The 21609-nt window shown below is 55.8% G+C and carries 19 protein-coding genes and 1 pseudogene; 14 read left to right on the forward strand and 6 right to left on the reverse strand.

Features of this window, described 5'->3' with window-relative positions; all coding sequences use genetic code 11:
* Positions 1-24: 24 nt before the first annotated feature.
* From GA0061071_RS23595 to GA0061071_RS11010, 5 genes and pseudogenes are all read left to right on the forward strand, one after another.
* Positions 25-2290: pseudogene (locus GA0061071_RS23595) on the forward strand (NtaA/DmoA family FMN-dependent monooxygenase).
* Positions 2291-2300: 10 nt separating this feature from the next.
* Complete coding sequence (locus tag GA0061071_RS10995; RefSeq protein ID WP_061495947.1) at positions 2301-2810, forward strand: GNAT family N-acetyltransferase; 510 nt, start codon at positions 2301-2303, stop codon at positions 2808-2810.
* Positions 2811-2819: 9 nt separating this feature from the next.
* Positions 2820-3749: an amino acid ABC transporter permease gene (locus tag GA0061071_RS11000; protein ID WP_088237571.1), complete on the forward strand. Its 930-nt coding sequence runs from the start codon at positions 2820-2822 to the stop codon at positions 3747-3749.
* Positions 3733-4506: an amino acid ABC transporter ATP-binding protein gene (locus GA0061071_RS11005; RefSeq protein ID WP_061495945.1), complete on the forward strand. Its 774-nt coding sequence runs from the start codon at positions 3733-3735 to the stop codon at positions 4504-4506. The genes GA0061071_RS11000 and GA0061071_RS11005 overlap by 17 nt, the downstream gene beginning before the upstream one ends.
* A gap of 9 nt (positions 4507-4515) precedes the next feature.
* Positions 4516-5415, forward strand: a complete 900-nt coding sequence (locus GA0061071_RS11010; RefSeq protein ID WP_167352646.1) for a transporter substrate-binding domain-containing protein — start codon at positions 4516-4518, stop codon at positions 5413-5415.
* Between the two features lie 67 nt (positions 5416-5482).
* Here the strand turns inward: GA0061071_RS11010 and GA0061071_RS11015 are convergent, their stop codons facing one another.
* A complete protein-coding gene (locus GA0061071_RS11015; RefSeq protein ID WP_061495941.1) occupies positions 5483-6793 on the reverse strand; it encodes an MFS transporter in 1311 nt (436 codons plus the stop codon).
* A 79-nt stretch (positions 6794-6872) separates the two neighbouring features.
* Positions 6873-8069 carry an L-talarate/galactarate dehydratase gene (locus GA0061071_RS11020; RefSeq protein ID WP_061495939.1) on the reverse strand — a complete coding sequence of 399 codons (1197 nt, stop codon included), beginning with the start codon at positions 8067-8069 and terminating at the stop codon, positions 6873-6875.
* Positions 8070-8389: 320 nt separating this feature from the next.
* Between GA0061071_RS11020 and GA0061071_RS11025 the strand changes: the two genes are divergently transcribed.
* The 4 genes from GA0061071_RS11025 (at position 8390) to GA0061071_RS11040 (ending at position 11580) form a co-directional block, all read left to right on the forward strand.
* Complete coding sequence (locus GA0061071_RS11025) at positions 8390-9403, forward strand: LacI family DNA-binding transcriptional regulator (RefSeq protein WP_061500036.1); 1014 nt, start codon at positions 8390-8392, stop codon at positions 9401-9403.
* A gap of 176 nt (positions 9404-9579) precedes the next feature.
* Entirely contained in the window at positions 9580-10197 is a 618-nt protein-coding gene (locus tag GA0061071_RS11030; protein ID WP_088237570.1) for a glutathione S-transferase family protein, read from the forward strand.
* A 57-nt stretch (positions 10198-10254) separates the two neighbouring features.
* Entirely contained in the window at positions 10255-10485 is a 231-nt protein-coding gene (gene pptA / locus GA0061071_RS11035) for a tautomerase PptA (protein ID WP_088237569.1), read from the forward strand.
* A gap of 153 nt (positions 10486-10638) precedes the next feature.
* Positions 10639-11580 carry an alpha/beta hydrolase gene (locus GA0061071_RS11040; RefSeq protein ID WP_061495933.1) on the forward strand — a complete coding sequence of 314 codons (942 nt, stop codon included), beginning with the start codon at positions 10639-10641 and terminating at the stop codon, positions 11578-11580.
* A 5-nt stretch (positions 11581-11585) separates the two neighbouring features.
* Here the strand turns inward: GA0061071_RS11040 and GA0061071_RS11045 are convergent, their stop codons facing one another.
* Positions 11586-12158: a flavin reductase family protein gene (locus GA0061071_RS11045; RefSeq protein WP_061495931.1), complete on the reverse strand. Its 573-nt coding sequence runs from the start codon at positions 12156-12158 to the stop codon at positions 11586-11588.
* Positions 12159-12163: 5 nt separating this feature from the next.
* Positions 12164-13957: a diguanylate cyclase gene (locus tag GA0061071_RS11050; RefSeq protein ID WP_088237568.1), complete on the reverse strand. Its 1794-nt coding sequence runs from the start codon at positions 13955-13957 to the stop codon at positions 12164-12166.
* 237 nt (positions 13958-14194) lie between these two features.
* Between GA0061071_RS11050 and GA0061071_RS11055 the strand changes: the two genes are divergently transcribed.
* The 4 genes from GA0061071_RS11055 (at position 14195) to nhoA (ending at position 18483) form a co-directional block, all read left to right on the forward strand.
* A complete protein-coding gene (locus GA0061071_RS11055) occupies positions 14195-14896 on the forward strand; it encodes an ABC transporter ATP-binding protein (RefSeq protein ID WP_088237567.1) in 702 nt (233 codons plus the stop codon).
* Positions 14893-15861 (forward strand): ABC transporter substrate-binding protein, encoded by a 969-nt coding sequence (locus GA0061071_RS11060; protein WP_061495924.1) that lies wholly within the window; start codon positions 14893-14895, stop codon positions 15859-15861. Before GA0061071_RS11055 ends, GA0061071_RS11060 begins: the two co-directional genes overlap by 4 nt.
* Positions 15862-15921: 60 nt before the next feature.
* Complete coding sequence (locus GA0061071_RS11065) at positions 15922-17565, forward strand: ABC transporter permease (protein WP_408612871.1); 1644 nt, start codon at positions 15922-15924, stop codon at positions 17563-17565.
* Positions 17566-17640: 75 nt separating this feature from the next.
* Positions 17641-18483 carry an N-hydroxyarylamine O-acetyltransferase gene (gene nhoA / locus GA0061071_RS11070; protein WP_061495919.1) on the forward strand — a complete coding sequence of 281 codons (843 nt, stop codon included), beginning with the start codon at positions 17641-17643 and terminating at the stop codon, positions 18481-18483.
* Here nhoA and GA0061071_RS11075 read toward each other — a convergent pair.
* Positions 18480-19055 carry a TetR family transcriptional regulator gene (locus GA0061071_RS11075; protein ID WP_088237566.1) on the reverse strand — a complete coding sequence of 192 codons (576 nt, stop codon included), beginning with the start codon at positions 19053-19055 and terminating at the stop codon, positions 18480-18482. The genes nhoA and GA0061071_RS11075 overlap by 4 nt on opposite strands.
* A 119-nt stretch (positions 19056-19174) precedes the next feature.
* Here GA0061071_RS11075 and GA0061071_RS11080 point away from each other — a divergent pair, with 119 nt between their 5' ends.
* A complete protein-coding gene (locus GA0061071_RS11080; RefSeq protein ID WP_088237565.1) occupies positions 19175-20668 on the forward strand; it encodes an MFS transporter in 1494 nt (497 codons plus the stop codon).
* 36 nt (positions 20669-20704) lie between these two features.
* Here the strand turns inward: GA0061071_RS11080 and yddG are convergent, their stop codons facing one another.
* Positions 20705-21589: an aromatic amino acid DMT transporter YddG gene (yddG, locus tag GA0061071_RS11085; protein ID WP_088237564.1), complete on the reverse strand. Its 885-nt coding sequence runs from the start codon at positions 21587-21589 to the stop codon at positions 20705-20707.
* Positions 21590-21609: the final 20 nt, after the last annotated feature.

The following is a 21609-nucleotide window of genomic DNA, read 5'->3' on the forward strand; positions in this document are numbered from 1 at the left end:
GTTGCCTGAAAAGGAGGATGGATTATGTCTACAGAACGACAATTGCGGCTCGGCACAATATTACAGGGCGCATCAGGAAATATGTCCGCATGGCGTCACCCGGCGGCAGTCGCGGACGCCAGTATTAATTTTGACTTTGTGCTGGAAACTGCGCGCATTGCTGAACAGGGTAAATTCGATTTTTTATTCGTCGCCGACGGCTTATATATTAATGAAAAATCGATCCCGCATTTTTTAAATCGTTTTGAGCCTATCACCGTATTATCCGCACTGGCCAGCGTGACTCATCACCTTGGACTCGTGGGTACGCTCTCCACGTCATACAGCGAACCGTTTACCGTTGCCCGGCAGTTTGCCAGCCTCGATCACCTCAGCAAGGGGCGTGCGGGCTGGAATGTGGTGACCTCACCACTGGAAGGGTCCGCGAAGAACTTTTCCCGTGCACAACATCCCGATCACGCCCTGCGCTATCGCATTGCCGATGAATATCTGGAGGTGGTGAAAGGGTTATGGAATTCATGGGAAGAGGACGCGTTTATCCGTGATAAAGCCAGTGGGCAATTTTTTGATCCTGCTAAATTACATACGCTCAACCATCACGGTGATTTCTTTCAGGTGGCCGGGCCATTAAATATTGGCCGCACGCCGCAAGGGCGGCCGATTATATTCCAGGCCGGTGCCTCAGACGATGGCAAAAAGCTCGCAGCGCATCACGCCGACGCCATTTTTACCCATCAGGAAACGCTGGAAGAGGCAAAAGCGTTTTATCGCGATGTGAAAACGCAACTGGAACAGTATGGCCGTCGCCACGATGAGCTGCATATTTTCCAGGGCGTCAGCGTGATCGTTGGTGACAGTGAAGAGGATGCGGAGCAGCAGTATCAAACCACGGCGGCGTTGGTCTCTATCGATGATGCGCTTAACTATCTGGGGCGTTATTTTGAGCACCATGACTTCAGCCAGTACCCGCTCGATGAGCCCTTCCCGGATATAGGCGATTTAGGGCAAAACAGTTTTCGCAGCACCACCGACGAGATCAAACGCAACGCCCGCGAGCGCCATTTGACGCTGCGCCAGGTGGCGCTGGAAAGCGCATCGCCGCGCCCGCGCTTTTCCGGTACGCCACAGCAGGTCGCCGATGGCTTACAGCAGTGGTTTGAAAACTATGCCGCCGACGGTTTTATCATCCAGGGCGGGACGCCAGACACTTTCCCGCGTTTTGTCGACAACGTTGTTCCCCTGTTGCAGGCGCGCGGTCTGTTTCGCACGCAATACCCCGGCACCACACTGCGTGAAAGCTTAGGCTTGCCGCTGCCGGTGAATCCCTTCTCACAACAATAAAAGATGAGTTAACGCTATGCAGAAAACATCGCTATTGCTGGTCATGATGCTGGCGCTTACGCCGCTGGCCTGGGCAAAGGACGTCACTATCAACGGCACGGGCGTCAGCCTGGATGCCAATAAAACGCCGATTACGACGGCAAAAAATGCAGACGCCATCGCACAACTGCCCAAGGATTACCACTTTGTCACACCGGGCAAACTGACCGTTGCCGTCGCGGCGCTGAACTCTCCGCCGCTGACCGTGTTTGCCGATGACAACAAAACCCTGCTCGGTAGCGAGGTGGACATCGCCCGCCTGGTGGCGAACAGCCTGGGACTGGAGCTGAATGTGGTGCCGACCTCGTGGGAAGACTGGCCGCTGGGTGTCACTTCCGGCAAGTACGATGCGGCAATCAGCAATATTACCGTTACCAAAGAGCGCAAAGCGAAGTTCGATTTCGCCACCTACCGCAAAGATTCGCTTGGCTTCTACGTCAAATCCACCAGTGCGATCAAACACATTGAGCACGCGGAAGACATCGCTGGATTGCGCATTATTGTGGGCTCCGGCACCAACCAGGAGGCGATCCTGCTGGCGTGGAATGCCGAAAACCTGAAAAAAGGGTTGCAGCCGTTTACGCCGGTGTACACCAAAGATGATGCGGCCCAAACCCTCGCGCTGCAATCCGGTCGCGCCGACGCGTACTTTGGACCGAACGTGATCGGTGCCTGGAAAGCGGCATTGACCGGCAATACCAGGCTGGTTGGCAGCGTGGACGGTGGCTGGCCGAAAGCAGCGCATATTGCGGTGACGCTGCGTAAAGGCAGTGGCCTGGTTGAACCCGTGCAAACCGCGCTCAATGGCGCTATCAAAAACGGGGACTACGACAAGGTACTCAATCGCTGGGGCGAAGGGGTGGAGCGTATTCCGGCGTCGGAGATCAATCCGGCTGGACTGGGCGATTAAGGAGACGGCAATGCGCGAACAATTCCGCGACGTTTCGCCAGAAGCGCAGGAGCTACAACCCATTTTAGCCGGGCTGTTTGGCGAATACGCCGCACGTTACGGTGACTACTTTTCCCGCGATGCTGAAGTGGAACGGACCGAATGGTATTTAGCGCCAAAGGGGCTGTTTATTGTGCTGGAGCGCAACGGCGAAATCATCGCCACCGGGGCTTATAAACCGTTTGATGCACAGACGGCAGAAATCAAACGTATCTGGACCAAACCCACACTGCGTAAACAGGGGCTGGCGGCACGCGTGGTGCAGGAGCTCGAACGTCGGGCGCAACGTGCGGGCTACCGCCAGATCTACCTGACCACGGGCTTTCGCCAGCCGGAAGCGGTACGTCTCTACCTGAGTCAGGGGTATCAGGCACAGTTTGACCTGAACCGCGATCCGGAAGAGTTCAGTCAGCCGCCATTTGATGGTCGGCTGCGTTTTACCAAAGCGCTGCTGGCAGAAAAATTGAGTAAAACCGCCTGAGGAGCGACCATGAAAAGTCCAGAAATCGTGAAAGTGGTGCCGGCACGCTATCCGCTCCGCACCGTCGGCGCGTTTGTCGCCCTGTTCGTGCTGGCCACCCTGGTGCAGTCGGTGGCCTTTAACCCGCGCTGGGAATGGGCGGTCTTCGCCCGCTGGTTTTTCGACCCGGTGATCCTGGAAGGATTAGGGCAAACACTGCTGTTAACCCTGTTGGGTACCGTGCTGAGCGTGATGTTCGGCGGTCTGCTGGCACTGGCCCGACTCTCCGCATCCTGGCTGTTAAGCAGCCTTGCGTGGAGCTATATCTGGCTGTTCCGCTCGCTGCCGCTGATCGTGGTGTTGATCATTTTGTATAACTTTTCCTATCTCTACGACACGCTGTCGCTGGGCATCCCGTTTACCGGCATTACGTGGGCGCGTTATGACACCATTAATGTGCTGGGGCAATTTTCTACGGCGGTGGTCGGGCTAACGCTGGTGCAGAGCGCGTATACCGCCGAAATTATTCGCGGCGGATTTCTCGGCGTCGACCACGGGCAGTATGAAGCCGCCGCTGCGCTGGGGCTCCCTGCCTGGCGGCGCACACTGCGCATCATTCTACCGCAGGCGCTGCGCACCATTTTGCCCTCCGGCTTTAACGAAATCATCAGTCTCGCCAAAGGCACAGCGATGGTGTACGTGCTGGCGATGCCGGAACTGTTCTACACCATTCAGATGATCTACAACCGCACCCAGGACGTGATCCCACTGCTGATGGTCGGCGCCGTCTGGTATCTGGTGATCACCAGTGTCTTGTCCGCGATTCAGCACCTGGTAGAACGCTGGCTGGCCCGCAGCGAACGGCGTTCGGCCATCAACCCGTCGCGCGTTCGTATTCATTCAGCCGCCACTGCGCGTATACCGCAACCACAGGAGCCTGCGCATGCCAACCTCTCTTAATGGCCATATTTCAATTACCGGCGTCAGCAAATACTTCGGTCGCCATAAAGCGCTGGATGAGGTTTCACTGGAGATCCCCCCAGGTTCGGTGACAGTGATCCTCGGGCCATCCGGGTCGGGGAAGTCCACCTTATTGCGCGCCATTAACCACCTGGAGCGCGTTGACGAAGGCTTTATCCGGATCGACGGCGACTACATTGGCTACCGCCAGCAAGGGGACAAACTGTATGAACTGAAAGAGAAGGAGATCCTGCGCCAGCGCGTCAACGTCGGCTATGTATTCCAGAACTTCAATTTATTTCCCCATTTAACGGTACTGGAAAATCTGATTGAAGCCCCCATCGCCCATAAAAAGCTGAGCCGCAAAGCCGCCATTGAACAGGCTTACGAACTGCTGGATGTGGTGGGGTTACGCCATAAAGCGGATGCCTGGTCGCGCCACCTTTCAGGTGGACAACAGCAACGTATTGCCATTGCCCGTGCGCTGTCATTGCGCCCGCGCGTAATGCTGTTTGATGAACCCACATCAGCGCTGGATCCGGAACTGGTGGGCGAAGTGCTGGATGTGATCAAGAAGCTGGCGCGCGCCGGTTCAACCCTGGTGGTGGTCACGCATGAAATTGGTTTTGCCCGCGAAGTGGCCGACCAGGTGGTGTTTATGGTCGATGGCAAAATTGTCGAGCAGGGCAGCAGCGACGAGGTGCTGAACCATCCACAACATCTGCGTACCCGGCAGTTTTTATCCCGGGTTTTGTAAGGAGCAACGATGAAACAAGGATTACTGGCACTGCTGTTGATCACCACAGGCAGTTTCGCCGCCGGGCAGATTGATTTACAGGCCAATGAACAGCCAATAAGCGTGCAGCGAGATGAGGCAGCCATCGCCAAAATCCCGGCCAACTACAGGTTTGTCGAACCCGGAACATTAACCGTGGCGATCTCTGCGCTTAATTCACCACCGCTGGCGCTGCTCGCCAGTGATAATCGCACGCGTATCGGCAGCGATCCGGATATTGCTCGGTTGCTGGCGCAAAGCCTCGGCTTAAAACTCAACCTGGTGCCCACCGCCTGGGAAGACTGGCCGTTAGGCATCACCTCCGGTCGTTATGATGTGGCGCTGGTGAATATTGCGGTCACAGAAGCACGCAAACAGAAGTTTGACTTCGCCACCTATCGTGCTGATTCGCTGGCGTTTTCGGTAAAGTCCTCCAGCGCTATCCCGGCCATTCGTTCGGCGCAGGATCTCGCCGGACGCAAGGTGATTGTGGGATCGGGAACGAATCAGGAACGCATTCTGCTGCGCTGGAATGAAGAAAACCGCGTTGCCGGTCGGCCCCCGGCGCAGCCGATTTACCTGACAGATGACGCCTCCGGTAATCTCTATATTCAGTCCGGGCGCGCGGATGTGGTGTTTGGTCCACAGTCCGTGGCGGCGTACAAAGCGGCGCTAAACGGCACCACCAAAGTGGTTGGTATGGGGCCGAAAAAAGCCTGGGTCGCCACCACCACCAAAAAAGGCAACGGGCTGGTTTACGCCTTGCAGGCCGCGCTGGATGGCGCTATTGCGCGGGGGGAATATCAACAGGTGCTGGCGCGCTGGGGGGAGCAGGGGGAAGGGGTCGAACGTTCTCTGGTTAACCCGCCGGGGATCACTTACGACGAATAAAAAACGCTGTTCCGCCGGGAGTACAACGCGCGGAACAGCGAGGCGTAGGAGAACGCCAGGATAACACTCAGGCTGCGGAAGGCGTCAGGGTGATACGCGCCAGCGAGCCGACAATAAACAGGTAAGAGAACAGGCCAATCAATCCCATTGAGCCAACATAGAGAATGGCGTAATCAAAGGAGTGGGTGTTGGCGAGGATCACGCCAATCACCAGCGGGGTGATAATGCTCGCCAGGTTACCGCACATGTTGAACACACCACCGGCAATCCCCAATACCTCTTTGGGCGACGTGTCGCTCAGTACGCACCAGCCGAGGTTGCCGAACCCTTTGGCGAAGAACGCCACACTCATGGCGGCAATCACCACCACTTCAGAGCTGGTGTAGTTTGCCATCACAATCACGCAGGAGAGCAGCATGCCGCAAATCACCGGGAACTTGCGCGCGGTCGTCAGGCTGTAGCCGCGTGTTAACAGCCAGTCGGAGAACACACCGCCCAGTAGCCCGCCAACAAAGCCTGCGATCGCCGGGATACTGGCAACGAAACCGACTTTCAGAATCGACATACCTTTGGCCTGGTATAAATAGGTTGGAAACCAGGTCAGAAAAAACCAGGTGATGGAGGTGACACAGAACTGGCCAATATAAACGCCGATCATCATGCGATTAATACAGACGCTTTTTATCTGCGCCAGGCTGATTTTAGCCGGCCCTTTTTTATTGCCTAATGTTGGTTCGCCGCCACCTTCGCGAATATAATCAATTTCTTGTTGGTTGATCGCCTTATGGGATAGCGGGTCGCGGACTTTTACCAGCCAGAATATACCCAGAATCACTCCAATAGCGCCAATATAATAGAACACATAATGCCAGCTCAGATTATGCAAAATAAGTGTCATTAAGGGTGTGATAATACCCAGTGAAATATATTGCGCCGCCTGGTAGACCGCCGTTACAAAACCGCGCTCTTTGTTCGGAAACCACTGCACGCTAAGACGACTGTTGGCCGGAAAGGCCGGAGCTTCAATAGCGCCCATCATCAGGCGCAGCACCACCAGTACGATAAGCGGGCTGGCATAAAGATAAATCGTGCCCTGAAACATCGTGACTACCGACCAGCCAATTAATGCGCAGCCATAAACCAGTCTGGATCCATATTTATCCAGCAGCCAGCCGCCGGGAATTTGCATAATCACGTAGGAAATCCCGAAAACCGAAAAAGCGAGTCCTAATGCTTCCGGATCAAAACCTAACTCTTTACTCATGATAGGGGCAACCACTGAAAGGGTGGCGCGGTCGGCATAATTAAATACGGTAGCAAGAAATAAAAAAATAAGGATGCTGTAACGCACATGAGTGCGTTTAATTATTGTATTCATCACAACTCCTCGCAACAGGGTTGAATGTTAGTGTAGGGAACAAAAAAGACGGGAGAGGTATCCCGCCTGAGGTGAATACTTAGGGACGTTTGCCAAATTCACAGCTTTGTTGCGTCCAGGCGCGTGCCTGATCGCTGAGGGTAAAGCCCAGACCATGACGATCGGACACGTACATGCGACCATCGCGGAGTTCGAGTTGCTCGTTGAACAAGGGATTCAACCATTCGAAATGCTCCAACCATGGCTCCAGCGGGTAAGCTGCTGACAAATGCAGGTGCACTTCCATGGCAAAGTGCGGTGCCAGTTTGCGGCCATGTTTTGCGGCTAAATCCATGATTTTCAGGAACGGCGAGATCCCGCCAACGCGGGGCGCATCCGGCTGCACAAAATCGCTGGCATTACCGAGGATCAGCTGTTCATGCTCGCGGAAACTGGTCAGCATTTCCCCGGTAGCAATCGGCGTATCGAGCGCAGCGGCAAGCTGCGCGTGTCCTTCGACATCATAGGCATCCAGCGGCTCTTCAATCCAGATCAGGTTGAATTTCTCCATCTGGCGGCCCATGCGGATAGCCGTTTCGCGGTCCCATTGCTGGTTGGCGTCTACCATCAGCGGGAAGTCATCCCCCAGCGCTTCGCGCACGGCAGTCAGACGGCGGATATCTTCTTTGGTATCCGGCTGGCCGACCTTAATTTTGATCCCGCCGATGCCGTTTTCCCGCGAGATGATGACATTTTTCAGTACCTGATCTAATGGGGTATGCAGGAAGCCGCCGGAGGTGTTGTAGCACTGTACCGAGTCGCGATGCGCACCCAGCAGTTTCGCCAGCGGCAGGCCTGCGCGCTTGGCTTTCATATCCCACAGCGCAATGTCGAGAGGGGAGATAGCCTGTACCGCCATGCCGCTACGTCCAACAGACGCGCCAGCCCACAGCAGTTTGGTATAAATCTTATCGATATCGTTAGGATCTTCCCCCAGCAGATTGTCGGCGATCTCTTTGGCATGTGCATAAATGCCCTGGCCTCCCGCACGTTTGGAATAACTGAAACCGACGCCTTCAAATCCATCGCGACTACGGATTTCCGCGATGATGATCGCCACTTCGGTAAGGGGTTTCTGGCGGCCGGTCAACACTTTTGCATCGCTCACCGGGGTGGCAAGCGGCAGGAAGGCAAGGGAGAGTTTTACCCATTCGATGCGGTCGCCGGTTTCGGCGGCGGTTTTTACCCCTGCGGCTTTGGCATAGGTTACGGCATCAGAATTCGCACTTACGGTCATGATTAGCTCCTGAGGACAGTATAAATGTTTGCGCTAACATTTTTAAATCCAACGAAATGTAATGACCAGAGTTTCGCGTTGATTATGTACAAGAGATCACAAATCGATGCGGGAGAAGGGCGATTATTGGTAATACGATCACATTTATCATCTTGCATTCAACGGTAAAGGGTAAAAATGATAGCGATAACATTTAAAAGGTAAAACAGTGTATAACGCACTGATTTATGAGGGGAGAGCGGCAATGAAAGGAGAACGCGGTATAATACAAAAACAGAGGCGAATAACGCCGAATGCCGTTTAATTCTTTGTGAGTGACCATGTCGAAAACATCCCGTCCCGTACCGCCGCGTGCACCAACGCTTGAAGACGTCGCCCGTTCGGCGGGGCTCTCTTCAATGACCGTAAGTAGGGCGCTTAACACGCCGCAACTGGTGCGACCGAAAACCGTGGAAAAGGTGCTCGCCGCCGTCAAAGCCACCGGCTATATCCCGAACGCATTGGCGGGCGGGTTGGCATCCCGGCGCAGTAAACTGGTGGCGGTGGTGGTACCGCAAATCAACAACAACATGTTTGTGGATACCATCCAGGCCATTAGCGATGAACTGGCGGTACGTGGTTATCACATGTTGTTATGCGTGGCGGGTTACACGCAACAGACGGAAGCGGAACTGGTGGCGGCGCTGTTGTCCCGTCGCCCGGATGGCATTGTGCTGACCGGTATTCACCACGCTACCGAACTGAAAAAAGTGATCCTCAATGCCAGCGTGCCGGTGGTGGAAATTTGGGATTTAACCCCGACGCCGCTGGATATGTTGGTCGGTTTCTCCCATGAGAAAGTGGGGCAGGCCACGGCGGACTATCTTCTGCGAAAGGGTTACCGCCGACCGGGACTATTGTGGACCGTGGATAGACGTGCCGCCCAGCGTAAAAGTGGGCTGTGTGACGTGCTGGCGCGTCATGGTATTACCGATCCTGTTGCTGTCGATGTGGCACTGCCTGCTCGTTTTACCTCCGGGCGCGAGGGGCTGTCGCAACTGCTGGCCCGTGGCGAGTGTGATGTGATTGTCTGTAGCTCGGATACGTTGGCGCAGGGAGCAATTATTGAAGCGCAATCCCGTGGCATGCGGGTACCGCAGGACCTGGCGGTGATCGGTTTCGGCGATCTGGATTTCGCCGCCGGGAATCAGCCCGCCATCACCACCGTGAGTGTGGATCGGCAAATTATCGGCCAGCGCGCAGCGACAATGCTGGCAGACCGTATTGAAGGCAGCGAAGTTGACGAGCAAATTGTCGACATCGGTTTCCATTTTGTTGAGCGCGACTCCGCGTAACGGTAAGAAAATCAATGTAATGGGCACCCGCAACAGCGGTAACGCCAGGCTGACGAGTCGCATCGCCAGCCTGTTGAATCTTTCCGGGTTTGCCTCACCTTGTCACAACAGGCAGACGAATTTCTCATCACTCTGTCCTAAGCTTAGGGTTCCTCCTTTCAGGCGCAGGAGCCTTTATGATCACAGTGTATGGTGTTCCCGGTTGGGGATCGGCGATCAGCGAACTCATGCTCACGCTGGCTGACATCCCCTATCAGTTCACAAATGTTGACGGTTTTGATCAACCTGGTCCGCAGCGGCAGACGTTGCAGACGCTGAATCCACTATGTCAGGTGCCAACCCTACAACTGGACGACGGCAGCGTGATGACGGAGTCCGCTGCGGTGGCGTTGATGATCCTCGATAAGCGGCCCGACTTAGCCCCCGCAGCCGGTACATCAGAGCGCAAGCAATTCTGGCGACTGCTGGTGTGGCTGGTTGCCAATGTTTACCCGACCTTTACGTACGCCGACTACCCGGAACGCTGGGCGCAAGACGCACCGGAGCAACTGCGCGAAAGCTGCATACGCTACCGGAAGTCGCTGTATCTCTGGCTGGAGAGCCAACTTAAGGCAACGCCGTACGCCTTTGGCGAACAGCTCACACTGCTGGATATTTACCTGTGTGTGATGCGAACCTGGGGGCCGCGACATTCGTGGTTTAAGGAGAATACGCCGAAGCTCAGCGCGATTGCGGATGCGGTAAATACATTGCCGGAACTGCAAACAGTGTTGCGCAGTAACAACATCATTTGATCATCCGCGTCAGGCGGCTGTGCTACTGTAACGGTCTCGAAAAATAAGGAGTTTGCTATGCCGCATGTTGATATCAAATGTTTTCCCCGCGAACTGAATGATGAGCAAAAAGCCGCGCTGGCGGAGGATATCGCCGGGGTGATTATTCGCCATCTGAACAGCAAAGAGAGTTCCATCAGCGTCGCCCTGAATCAGGTCGCACCGGACGACTGGAAAACGCAGGTCTGGGATACGGATATCGCCCCGCAGATGGCGCAATTGATCAAAAAACCCGGCTACGATATGTAAATCCGCTGCGGCCCAACCACTGGAAAAATGATGCCATCGCTATGGGTGCACAAGCTGGGTGTTTCAATAATAGTGAAACCCCGTTTTGTGCAGTAGTTCGGGTTTCCCGCACGGGGTAAATGATAAACAGGCATTTTCGCTATGGAGATGCCTATGTCGTATAAACCTCAGTTACTTGCCATCACCTTGCTGCTGACCTCGCAGGTGGCGCTCGCCGCGCAAACCACATTCCCTGTCTGGCCATCCGGTGATGCGCCCGGCGCGAAAAACAGCCCGGTCAGCTTTACCTTAACCGAACGTAGCAAAGATCCGGCGTTGCCGGATCGCGCTGTCAGCGGAATCCGCGCTCCACAAGTCACCGTTTACCTGCCGAAAAACCCCAACGGCGTTGCGTTGCTGGTAACGCCCGGCGGATCGTATAAACGCGTGGTGCTGGACAAAGAAGGCAGCGACTTAGCCCAACCCTTTAACGACCGGGGCTATACCTTGTTTGTGATGACATACAGGATGCCGGAAGACGGGCATGCGGAAGGGGCTAATGCACCGCTGGCCGATGCGCAAAGAGCGTTGCGAACCCTGAGAGCGCGCGCGGGCGAATGGAAGATAAACCCGCAGCACATTGGCGTAATGGGCTTTTCCGCCGGTGGACATGTCGCCGCCAGCCTCGAAACCCGTTACGACGAAGCCGTTTATCCGCCTGTGGATGCCATTGATCGGCAAAGCGCACGCCCGGACTTTGTCGTGCTGGGCTATCCGGTGATTTCCATGGACGCAGCGATTGCCCATGCGGGATCGCGTAAGGCACTGATTGGCGATACACCGACAGCCGAACAGATTAAGCATTACTCTCCTGAGCTGAATGTTACGGCGCAAACGCCGCCGACCTTTTTACTGCATGCGGTCGACGATCCTTCCGTGCCAGTCGCGAACTCGCTGGTGATGTTTAACGCCCTGCATGCGCACAACGTGCAGACCGAGCTGCATCTGTTCAGCCACGGTCAGCACGGTTTTGGCATTCGCGGTGTGAAGAACCAGCCCGCCGCGCTCTGGCCGGAACTGGCAATGAACTGGATAGCTGCGCTAACAGAGAAGTAGGGAAATCATTCACCCACGGTGATACGCTTGCCGCTGGTGACGAACGTGCCGCCGCCAAGATGATGGATCGTATTGAGCTTGTCATCATCAAACTGCCAGCGCCCGTTAACAAAGGCGCGATCATCCGCCGCCGCAGAGACCACTTCGCCAAACAGTGTGTCGTATTTTTCCTGCGCGGCGGTGGGCGGCAGCAAACGGCACTCCATCCACGCCAGACATTTTTCTTCAATCACTGGCAGACCGAGCACCGGCCCGGCAAACGCAGGGATGCCGTAGCAGTTAAATTTATCTTCGTCACGCCCGGTCACGCTGCCAACGGCATAACTCCAGTTTGTCGCCGCGACACCCGGCACCACAATGCCAAACATGCCGCTACGTTCAATCAGCTCACGTGACCAGGCGCTTTTGTCTACCACAATGGCGATTCGCGGCGGCGAGAATTCTACCGGCATTGACCATGCCGCTGCCATCACGTTGCGGCGGTCGATCTGCTCATCTCGACTGGTAATTAAAATGGTCGGGCCGTGGTTAAGCAAACGGCTGGCATGCTCCAGCGCCACGGGGCGAAAATGACTCATCTCGGTTACTCCGTTCGGTGGTTATCAGCATTGCGGGCGACAACAATTTGCCCGCGCCCTTGTTCTTTGGCGAGATAGAGCGCCAGATCCGCTGCCCGCACCAGGTTATCCGCCCTGGCATGACGCGGCCAGGTAGCCAACCCAATGGAAACCGAAACCGGGCCAATATCCTGCGATTCGTACAGCATCAGGTGATTCAACACCGTATCGAGCAGCGTTTGTGCAACGCTCATGGCCTGCGACTCATTGGTATCCGGCAGGATCAGCAGGAACTCTTCACCTCCGTAACGGAAGGCGAGCCCTTTATCATCCAGCACATCGGTAATCAAACGTGAGAGTTCGCGCAAAACCTTATCTCCCGCTTCATGTCCGTGCAGATCATTGAGTCTCTTGAAATAATCAACATCCACCATCAGGCAACTCAACATTGTGCCTTCAACCATTGCCTGATCGATCATACTGCGTAGCGTCTCATCCAGACTGTGGCGGTTCCGCAACCCGGTCAGCGAGTCGAAAGTCGCTTTTTCGGTGAGTGTATCGCGCAGGATCTGGTTGGCTAATGCCAGCGCCAGCGTTTCCGCTAACAATTCCAGATAGATATACGGCGGCTCTTTATCCGGCGTGTAGTTATCGAAAGTCAGTAGACCAATGCTCTTATTCTGCGCATTCAGCGGTACACAAATCGCTCGTGGTGCAATCTCCGGCGAAATATGTTCGCAGGGCATATCCACCGCGTCTTTACTGGGGCTGTGCAATTGCCCGCGTTTCAGTGCCCAGCAACTGTCAGGTGAAAATGCCGGATCCTCGCCCGGCGGCAGCCCCCAGCGCGCGGCACATTTCATGCGCCCGGTGCGTTTATCGAGTAGATACAAACGACCGCCCATATCCGGAATGATTTGCGGTGCGAAACGGCTGACGACTTTGATGATCGCGCTGTGGGAGTCGCAGCCCTGCAAGCGCTGCGTCATGCGCGCCAGTAGCGTCCGCGTTCCCCATTCCGCATCGCGCTCCTGCTCCAGACGCTGGCGGGCCAGACCGTTTTCACGAAATACGCGAATCGCCTGCGCCATATCGCCAATTTCATCCACCTGCGCCAGGACTGGCGCTTCCACGGCGTAATCCTGCGTCGCCAGGCGGTTAACCACATCGCTTAAGGTGACCACCGGGCGCAGAATGCGATGTTTGATAATAAAACCGAGCACAAAGAGAAACAGCACCGCCGTCAGACCAACCATGATTTCCGACAATGTTCGCAAACGTAACGAACGTTCAGTGGCTTCGTTAATGACCGTCTGGGTGCGTTGATCGGCGAGGCTGCGGAAATGGGCGAAACGGTACTCCGTTTCCGAAAGACGCTCTTCATAGTTCGCGCTAAACAGCAAATCCATCGCCTCACTGACTTTACCGGCCTCCATATTGGCAATGGCGATACGTTGTTCATCTTCAAGCTGATCCAGCGTCGCAATACCATCTCGCAATATCAGGATCTCTGCATCAGATGCGCCGTTATCGTGAAGCGCGATCAGGTGGTTCTCCAGCGCCACATCCTGCTCTTCGCGGGTTTTCCAGCTCTGTATCGCTTCAGGTTGCTTTTTTATCACCGCTTCACGCGCCAGGTCGGTGAGGGCGTACGCTTCTTTTTCCAGATCATCGGTGAGGGAGTCGAAAACACGGTTTTGTGCCACAGCGGCGCGCTCAGCGCGCTCCGCATTGGACGCCAGAAATAACGCCACGCCCGATGTCAGCGTTAAGACCACCGTGGCGACATAAGCAAAATTAGTGATCGTTGCGATACGCACGCGATATTGCCTTTTAAAGGGTAAAGAGAGGTATGCCTATCATTTTAGCCATTCTGTTAAAAATCAATGCGCAATATTCACGTCATTTATTCGTCATATTCCCTGCCTATAGTCAGCCGAATCAAATCCCAAAGAGGATACCAGTATGTTTGCTCCCCTGACTTGTGCGCAGGTGGATGCATCCTGTGAGCTGCGGTTCATGGGTCAGTCACGGCTTCCTGCTGCGGGAGCCTGCTGATGGATGCATTCACGGATATCCGCCTTAAAGGTGTCTCCTACGCTTTTGGCACACACACTGTTCTCCATCATATCGACTTACATATTCAACCCGGTAGCGTCGTTGCGTTGCTAGGGCCTTCCGGTTGCGGCAAAAGCACGCTGCTGCGTTTGCTGGTGGGGCTGGCTGAACCCGCATTCGGTGAGATCTGGTTTGGCGATCGCCTGATGGCAAAAGCGGGCTGGTCGTTACCGCCTGAAGCGCGTGACATTGGCATGGTCTTTCAGGATTACGCGCTGTGGCCGCATATGAGCGTAGCGCAAAACGTCGCCTTTCCGTTGAAGATGCGCAATGTTCCGCGTGCCGAGCGTGAGCAACGCGTCATGCAGGCACTGGAAAGAGTCGGGTTGACGGCATTCGCCGGACGTAAACCCGCAGGGTTGTCCGGTGGGCAACAGCAGCGCGTCGCACTGGCGCGCGCCATTGTCGCCGAACCCCGTGTGTTGCTGTTTGATGAGCCGCTCTCCAATCTCGACAGCGCACTGCGCGAGTCTTTATGCCATGAGATGGCGCAATTGCTGCGTCAAATCGGCACCACTGCCGTCTATGTCACCCACGATCGTCGGGAAGCGGAATGGCTTGCCGACCGCATTGTGCATCTCGCCGCTGGCACTGTTGAATCTGAATGCACCGTTACATCATCCTCAGGGGAAATGGCATGAAAACCATACTGTCTGTCAAAAAAGGAGTCGCTTTAGCCATGGTGTTGTCGTCCATGATCATGTCCAGTGCGCATGCGCTGACCGTCTATACCGCCGGTCCTGGGTCGCTGGCAAAAAGCCTTGCCAGCGGTTTTGAGCAGAAGACCGGCGTGAAGGTCGATATCTTCCAGGCCACCACCGGCAAAGTCATGGCGAGACTGGAAGCAGAACAAGCCAATCCACAGGCGGATATTTTGATCTCTGCCTCCTGGGACACTGCAGAAGATCTGCATAACCGGGGCTGGTTGCTGCCGTTTAGCAGTGCGAACGCCGCGAAAGTGCCGGAGACGCTAAAAAGCACGGACTACATTGCGCAAGGGGTTTCCGCGCTGGGCATTGTATGGAACAGCAAAAGCGGCACTCCGGAACCGAAAGAGTGGCAGGATCTGACCACCGCAGATTTTAAAGATAAAGTCACCACGCCGGATCCAGCGCTCTCTGGCGCGTCGCTGGATCTGCTGATTGGCCTGCAAAACGGCATGGGTGAGAAAGCCTGGCAGTTGTTCGATGCCCTGAAACAAAACGGCATGGTGGTAAGCGGCCCAAATGCCCAGGCCGTCACACCCGTGATGCAAGGCGCGAAAGCGGCAGTGTTTGGCGCAGTAGATTACGTCACCTACGGCAATATTGCGCAGGGTGAATCGCTGAAAGTGATCTTCCCGGCCAGCGGCACGGTAATTGCACCGCGCCCGATGATGATCCTCAAAACCACGCAGCATGCCGATGACGCCAAAGCATTCGTGGACTATGTGCTGTCGCCGGAGGGACAGAAAATGGTTGCCGATGCCTGGCTAATGCCTGCCCGTACCGATGTTGAAGCAAAACGCCCGCTGTTCACCGAACTGAAGGTGTTACCGACGCAAAGTGGCGGCGCCAGCGAACGCGGTGAAGTCCTGAAGCGCTTTAATACGCTGTTTGCGCAGTAATGCCATTCTCATTTCAGCGGGGGTAACCCCGCTTTCAGGATTGCCGCTGTGAACCAGAAGATGATTGCGCGAGTGACGATAGCGCTGCTGGCGCTGTTGGTGGCGCTACCGTTACTGTTTATTGTGTTGCAGGCTGTTTTCCCCCATTTCAGCGCCGGGACATTCAACGATGCGTTCGCCGGGGTGCCTGCGCTGCTGGCAGAACCGCAACTGCCCGCCATGTTCAGCGGTACGCTGCGTATTGCCACCGGTGTTGCGCTACTCAGCATGTTGATTGGCCTGCCGCTCGGCATCGTGCGGGGGTTATTCGATGTGCCGTGGCCAAAATTATGGGATCTGCTGTTTTTAATCCCGTTCCTCACGCCGCCCTATATTGCCGCCTTGTCATGGATGCTGATCCTGCAAACGCAGGGGTATCTGATGCAGCTTACCGGTCTCGACCTGAATAATCTGCTGTTCAGCAAAAGCGGGATTGTGCTGGTAATGACGCTGAATATTTTCCCGGTGGTCTATTTCGCTGTATCACGCAGCCTGCTCGCCAGCGGGCAACGCCTGGCACAAGTGGCGCGTGTCCACGGTGCGACGTCCTGGCGGGCGTTTTGCCATATCACATTGCCACTCTTGTCTCCCGCACTGGCTGCCGGGATGCTGCTGGCGTTTACCCTTGCAGTAGAGGAGTACGGCGTTCCCGCCGCGCTGGGGACACGTGCCGGCGTGGTGATGCTGACAGTGGGAATTGAAGAGAAGCTGGCCGACTGGCCCATCGACATGCCAGGCGCCGCGCTGCTTTCCGTTGTACTGATCGCCATTGCCCTGGGCGGATGGTGGCTGCAACGCAAACTCACCGGCAGCAGCGACGTTACCAGCGTCTCGGGTAAACCCACTGAAAACGTGGGCGCACGGCTCGGTCTGGCAAGCATACCGGTTGTCATTCTCATGGCGCTGGTCGGTTTTATTGCAGTGGTGTTGCCTGGATTGTCGATGGCCATTACCGCATTCAGTTCAACACTCTCGGGCGGCGTGTCGCTCGCTAATTTGACGATGAAACATTTTGCCGCGCTGTTTGCTGAACGGGGCGATGCACTTTGGGCGCTTGGCACCAGTCTGTCGCTGGCGCTGGCGGCGGCGCTGCTCACCGGTTTTCTGGGGTTGTGCATTGCCTGGCTGGTGGTATTACAGAAGGTAAAAGGGCGCGCCATCATCGATGCGCTTTCGCTGATGCCTGCGGCGTTGCCAGGGGTTGTGGTCGGGGTGGGGTTAATCCTGATGTGGAACCGTGCATTCTGGCCGGTTTCGCCTTACAACACGTGGGCGATTTTGCTGCTCTCCTATTGCTGCCTGCTGCTGCCCTGGCCGGTGCGCTATATCAGTAGCGCTATGCGTCAACTTGGCGGCAATCTTGAGCCCGCCGCGCGGGTACACGGTGCCAGCGCCTTTCAGGCACTGCGTCTGATTGTGCTCCCATTGATCTTTCCGGCCATGCTGGCAGCCATGTTAATGGTGTTCGCCATTGCCTCTCGCGAACTGGTCACCTCACTGTTGCTGGCCCCCGCCGGAACACAAACGGTCGCCGTGTTTATCTGGCGGCAGTTTGAGCAGGGATCGGTGGGTCAGGGGATGGCCATGGCGACACTGACGTTGATCGCCGGATTGCTGTTAATGCTCACGGCGCTGAGCCTGTTGCAACGCAGCACAAAGCGATAAATGCAGGGCACAAAATCGCCGGTACAGGGAAAAAAATGCGTTATAACAAAGGGACATCTTTCGCAAGGAGCCTGTATGACCCCTTTTTTGACCGCTTATCTGGCCCGTATTGGCTGGAACGCTTCTCTGGATGTGTCGCTGGAGACACTGCGGGCGCTGCATCTGCATCACAACAGCGCGATTCCCTTTGAAAACCTTGATGTGGTCCTACCGCGTGAAATCGAACTCAGCGATGAGGCTGTCTTCCAAAAACTGGTGGTGGCCCGCCGTGGCGGCTACTGTTTTGAACAAAATGGATTATTTGAACGCGCGCTGAACGAGGTGGGCTTCGAGGTGCGCAGTTTGCTGGGGAGGGTGGTGATCGCCAACCCGTCGCAGATGCCGCCGCGCACCCACCGCATTTTGTTGGTTCAACTTGCGGGAGAGCCGTGGATCGCCGATGTGGGCTTTGGCGGTCAAACTCTGACCGCGCCGATCAGGCTGCAAGCTGATATTGAGCAGATCACTCCGCATGGCGTGTACCGTTTACAGCGCGCCGGAGACGACTGGGTGTTGCAGTTCCGTCACCATCAACGCTGGCAGTCGATGTATCAGTTTGAAATGGGGCAGCAATATCAGGCGGATTTTGTGATGGGTAATTTTCACTCCGCCCACTGGCCGGCGTCGCATTTTCGCCATCATCTGCTGATGTGCCGCCATTTGCCGGACGGGGAGAAACTGACGCTCACCAACTTCCACTTTACCCACTGGCGGCAGGGGCAGGTGCAGGAAGAAAAGGTGCTGGCCGACGTGGCTGCACTGTATGAAACCCTGCAAACCCGTTTTGGTCTGGGAGTGAATGACGCGCAGCATGGTTTTAGTCTGCAAGAGCTGGAGACGGTGATGTCGCGTTTCGAACTGCACGGTGTACAGGCTTAGCACAGCTCTTTTGTGATCATAACCGCCAGATGGCGATTGAAGGCTGCTTCATCGACATCTGGCATCCCCAGCATACAAATGCCATCCATCCCACAGACAAAGGCAATAAGCCGCCATGCGATATCGTGCGCCGCATCGCCGCCGGCAAACTCGCCTGCGGCACGGCCTTTGTCGATCAGCTCCACGACTTTGTCACACCACATTTCCATGGTCAGCAGATATGCGCCTTTGATTTCCGGCTCTTTACCAGCCAGCACCAGCGCTTCACGCCACAGTCGCACGTAAGGCTCCAGCCCACCGTCATCGCTGCCGAGCATGGAATGCAATTGATCGCGCCACGGTGCAGTCGCAGGGATCACTTCCACATTGAGCAATGCGTCGATCAGCCGGATAAACGCCTGCGCTTTAAGTTCATTCGACGAGGCGAAATGGTGATGAACCTGGCCCGTCGCCACAGCAGCTTCTTGGGCGATACGCCGTACCGTCATGGCGGCGAACCCATCCGCCAGTGCCACACGCATGGCGGCTTGTAAGATCACCTCCCGGCGATCATCACGGTGTAAGTAACCCATAAAAACTCCCCTCAACAGAGACGAAACCGAGTGTAACAAAAAGCTGGACATGCGTTCAACTTTACGTAGGATCGCCATTCTGGACGCCTGTCCAGGATTGATAAAACGTGGAGTGTTGTATGTTTCGTCAGTGGTTAACGTTGGTCATTATCGTGTTGGTGTACATCCCGGTCGCCATCGATGCGACGGTATTGCACGTCGCTGCGCCGACGCTCAGCAGCGCACTGAACGCCAGCGGTAATGAACTGTTATGGATAATTGATATTTACTCGCTGGTGATGGCGGGCATGGTGCTGCCAATGGGCGCACTGGGTGACAGAATCGGTTTTAAACGCCTGCTGCTGATGGGTAGCGGCCTGTTCGGTACGGCTTCGTTGCTGGCGGCTTTCGCAACCAGCGCCAGCTGGCTTATCGCCACACGCTCACTGCTGGCAATAGGCGCGGCGATGATCGTACCGGCAACGCTTGCCGGTATCCGCACGACGTTCTCGCAGGCGCGTCACCGTAATACTGCGCTCGGTGTGTGGGCGGCGGTAGGTTCCGGCGGAGCCGCATTCGGTCCTTTAGTCGGGGGCATGCTGCTGGAGCATTTTTATTGGGGTTCCGTATTCCTGATTAACGTGCCGATCGTGCTTATGGTGATGGCGCTGACTGCCCGCCTGGTACCACGCCAGCAGGGGCGTAAAGAACAGCCGTTAAACCTGAACCAGGCGCTGGGGCTGATTGTGGCAATCCTGCTGCTGGTCTGGAGCGCCAAAAGCGCCATGAAAGGGGTATTGCCGCTGTGGATTATCGCCAGCACGTTGCTGGTCGGTGGCCTGTTGCTGGCGACGTTTGTCCGTCTGCAGTTAGCGGCAAAAACACCGATGATCGATATGCGTCTGTTTACCCACCCGGTGATTTTAAGCGGCGTTGTGATGGCGATGACGGCGATGATCACACTGGTCGGTTTTGAGCTGTTGATGGCACAGGAACTGCAATTTGTGCACGGCTTTACGCCGTTTGCTGCCGGGGTGTTTATGCTGCCGGTGATGCTGGCCAGTGGGTTTAGCGGGCCAATTGCAGGCTTTCTGGTGTCCAGCCTGGGTTTACGGCGGGTCGCGACGGGTGGAATGGCGTTAAGCGCATGCAGTTTTCTTGGCTTGTCGGTCACCCATTTCTCCACGCAGCCATGGCAGGCCGGAATATTAATGGCGTTGCTGGGATTCAGCGCCGCCAGCGCATTACTGGCGTCAACCTCGGCTATCATGGCCGCAGCGCCAAAAGAGAAAGCGGCGGCGGCGGGCGCGATTGAAACCATGTCCTACGAACTGGGGGCCGGGCTCGGGATTGCGGTGTTTGGCCTGATTTTAAGCCGCAGCTTTGCCCATTCTATCCAGTTGCCGTCGGGGTTGAGCAGTCACGAAGTGACACAGGCGTCCTCCTCGATTGGTGAGGCGTTCCGCCTGGCGCAGGAGAGCAATACGGGTCTGGCGCAGGAGATTATCGCTGCCGCAAAAACGGCGTTTATCAGTTCTCACAGCGTGGCGCTGAGTACAGCAGGTGTGTTGTTGATCGTGCTGGCGGTGGGGATCTGGTTCAGTCTGGCAAAAGCGGAACAGCCGTCACGATAAGGACGCAGGGCTTCACCTGCGCCCGCAGACGCCGGGTTAAGCCACCTGCCGGGTCGACCACCAACAGAGCAACGACCCGGCGCACACCATCACCGCGCCTTGCCAGAATGAGAAGGAGAGCGGGGCGCTTAAAACAAACGCCGCCAGAGCCGAAGAGAACACTGGTGTAAAATACGACGCCGCCGCCAATACAGTCACGTTGCCGTGCAATATGCCAATATTCCATGACGCATAACCAAAACCGAGCGCGATACCGGTCATCACTAATTTCACCACCACCGGCAGTGTAAAGAGCATGGCGGGTTGCGGCGTGAGGGCAAATTTTACCCACAGGGTTGCTGCCGTCAGTAAAACAAACAGCGTAATGCCATTCGCCCCTTTGGCGTATTTGGTGGTTACCGTACAGTAAATTGCCCAAATAAATGCCCCGGCGAAAGCCAGCGCGTAACTGAGCGGGTTGGAAATAATATTGCGTTGGATATCGGCAATATTCAGACCGTTATTACCGCCTAATACCCAGCACACACCCACTAATGCCAGTAATAAACCGGGGACAACCCACAGCGTGGATTTTTGCCCGTTAAATAATATCGCGCAGAGAATCGTCAGGCTCGGCCATAAATAATTCACCATCCCCACTTCTATCGCCTGCTGGCGCGTATTCGCATACCCCAGCGAGAGTGCCAGGCACAACTCATAGCTGACAAATAGAACGCTACCGGCAATAAGATAATGGCGGGGAATTGCGCGCAGGCGGGGAAAACCCACCGTAAAGATTAACAACAAGCCACTGATGCTGTAGATCATGGCCGCGCCGCCCACCGGGCCGAGTCCTTCGCTGACTGCCCGAATAAACCCGACCATCGTGCTCCATAATAATACCGCCAGTAAACCAATTAGCGTTGCGCGTTTTTTCGTCATCGCTGCACTTGTATTGTCCG

Origin of the sequence: Kosakonia oryzendophytica, assembly GCF_900094925.1 — a bacterium.
GTDB lineage: Bacteria > Pseudomonadota > Gammaproteobacteria > Enterobacterales > Enterobacteriaceae > Kosakonia > Kosakonia oryzendophytica.

What these genes read in the sequence shown, in the direction of transcription:
- GA0061071_RS10995 (WP_061495947.1), top strand. Translation starts at nt 2,301, where the DNA reads ATGCGCGAACAATTCCGCGACGTTTCGCCAGAAGCGCAGGAGCTACAA.
- pptA (WP_088237569.1), top strand. Translation starts at nt 10,255, where the DNA reads ATGCCGCATGTTGATATCAAATGTTTTCCCCGCGAACTGAATGATGAG.
- GA0061071_RS11030 (WP_088237570.1), top strand. Translation starts at nt 9,580, where the DNA reads ATGATCACAGTGTATGGTGTTCCCGGTTGGGGATCGGCGATCAGCGAA.
- GA0061071_RS11020 (WP_061495939.1), bottom strand. Translation starts at nt 8,069, where the DNA reads ATGACCGTAAGTGCGAATTCTGATGCCGTAACCTATGCCAAAGCCGCA.
- GA0061071_RS11005 (WP_061495945.1), top strand. Translation starts at nt 3,733, where the DNA reads ATGCCAACCTCTCTTAATGGCCATATTTCAATTACCGGCGTCAGCAAA.
- GA0061071_RS11055 (WP_088237567.1), top strand. Translation starts at nt 14,195, where the DNA reads ATGGATGCATTCACGGATATCCGCCTTAAAGGTGTCTCCTACGCTTTT.
- GA0061071_RS11045 (WP_061495931.1), bottom strand. Translation starts at nt 12,158, where the DNA reads ATGAGTCATTTTCGCCCCGTGGCGCTGGAGCATGCCAGCCGTTTGCTT.
- GA0061071_RS11040 (WP_061495933.1), top strand. Translation starts at nt 10,639, where the DNA reads ATGTCGTATAAACCTCAGTTACTTGCCATCACCTTGCTGCTGACCTCG.
- GA0061071_RS11015 (WP_061495941.1), bottom strand. Translation starts at nt 6,793, where the DNA reads ATGAATACAATAATTAAACGCACTCATGTGCGTTACAGCATCCTTATT.
- GA0061071_RS11060 (WP_061495924.1), top strand. Translation starts at nt 14,893, where the DNA reads ATGAAAACCATACTGTCTGTCAAAAAAGGAGTCGCTTTAGCCATGGTG.
- nhoA (WP_061495919.1), top strand. Translation starts at nt 17,641, where the DNA reads ATGACCCCTTTTTTGACCGCTTATCTGGCCCGTATTGGCTGGAACGCT.
- GA0061071_RS11075 (WP_088237566.1), bottom strand. Translation starts at nt 19,055, where the DNA reads ATGGGTTACTTACACCGTGATGATCGCCGGGAGGTGATCTTACAAGCC.
- yddG (WP_088237564.1), bottom strand. Translation starts at nt 21,589, where the DNA reads ATGACGAAAAAACGCGCAACGCTAATTGGTTTACTGGCGGTATTATTA.
- GA0061071_RS11010 (WP_167352646.1), top strand. Translation starts at nt 4,516, where the DNA reads ATGAAACAAGGATTACTGGCACTGCTGTTGATCACCACAGGCAGTTTC.
- GA0061071_RS11025 (WP_061500036.1), top strand. Translation starts at nt 8,390, where the DNA reads ATGTCGAAAACATCCCGTCCCGTACCGCCGCGTGCACCAACGCTTGAA.
- GA0061071_RS11080 (WP_088237565.1), top strand. Translation starts at nt 19,175, where the DNA reads ATGTTTCGTCAGTGGTTAACGTTGGTCATTATCGTGTTGGTGTACATC.
- GA0061071_RS11065 (WP_408612871.1), top strand. Translation starts at nt 15,922, where the DNA reads ATGATTGCGCGAGTGACGATAGCGCTGCTGGCGCTGTTGGTGGCGCTA.
- GA0061071_RS11000 (WP_088237571.1), top strand. Translation starts at nt 2,820, where the DNA reads ATGAAAAGTCCAGAAATCGTGAAAGTGGTGCCGGCACGCTATCCGCTC.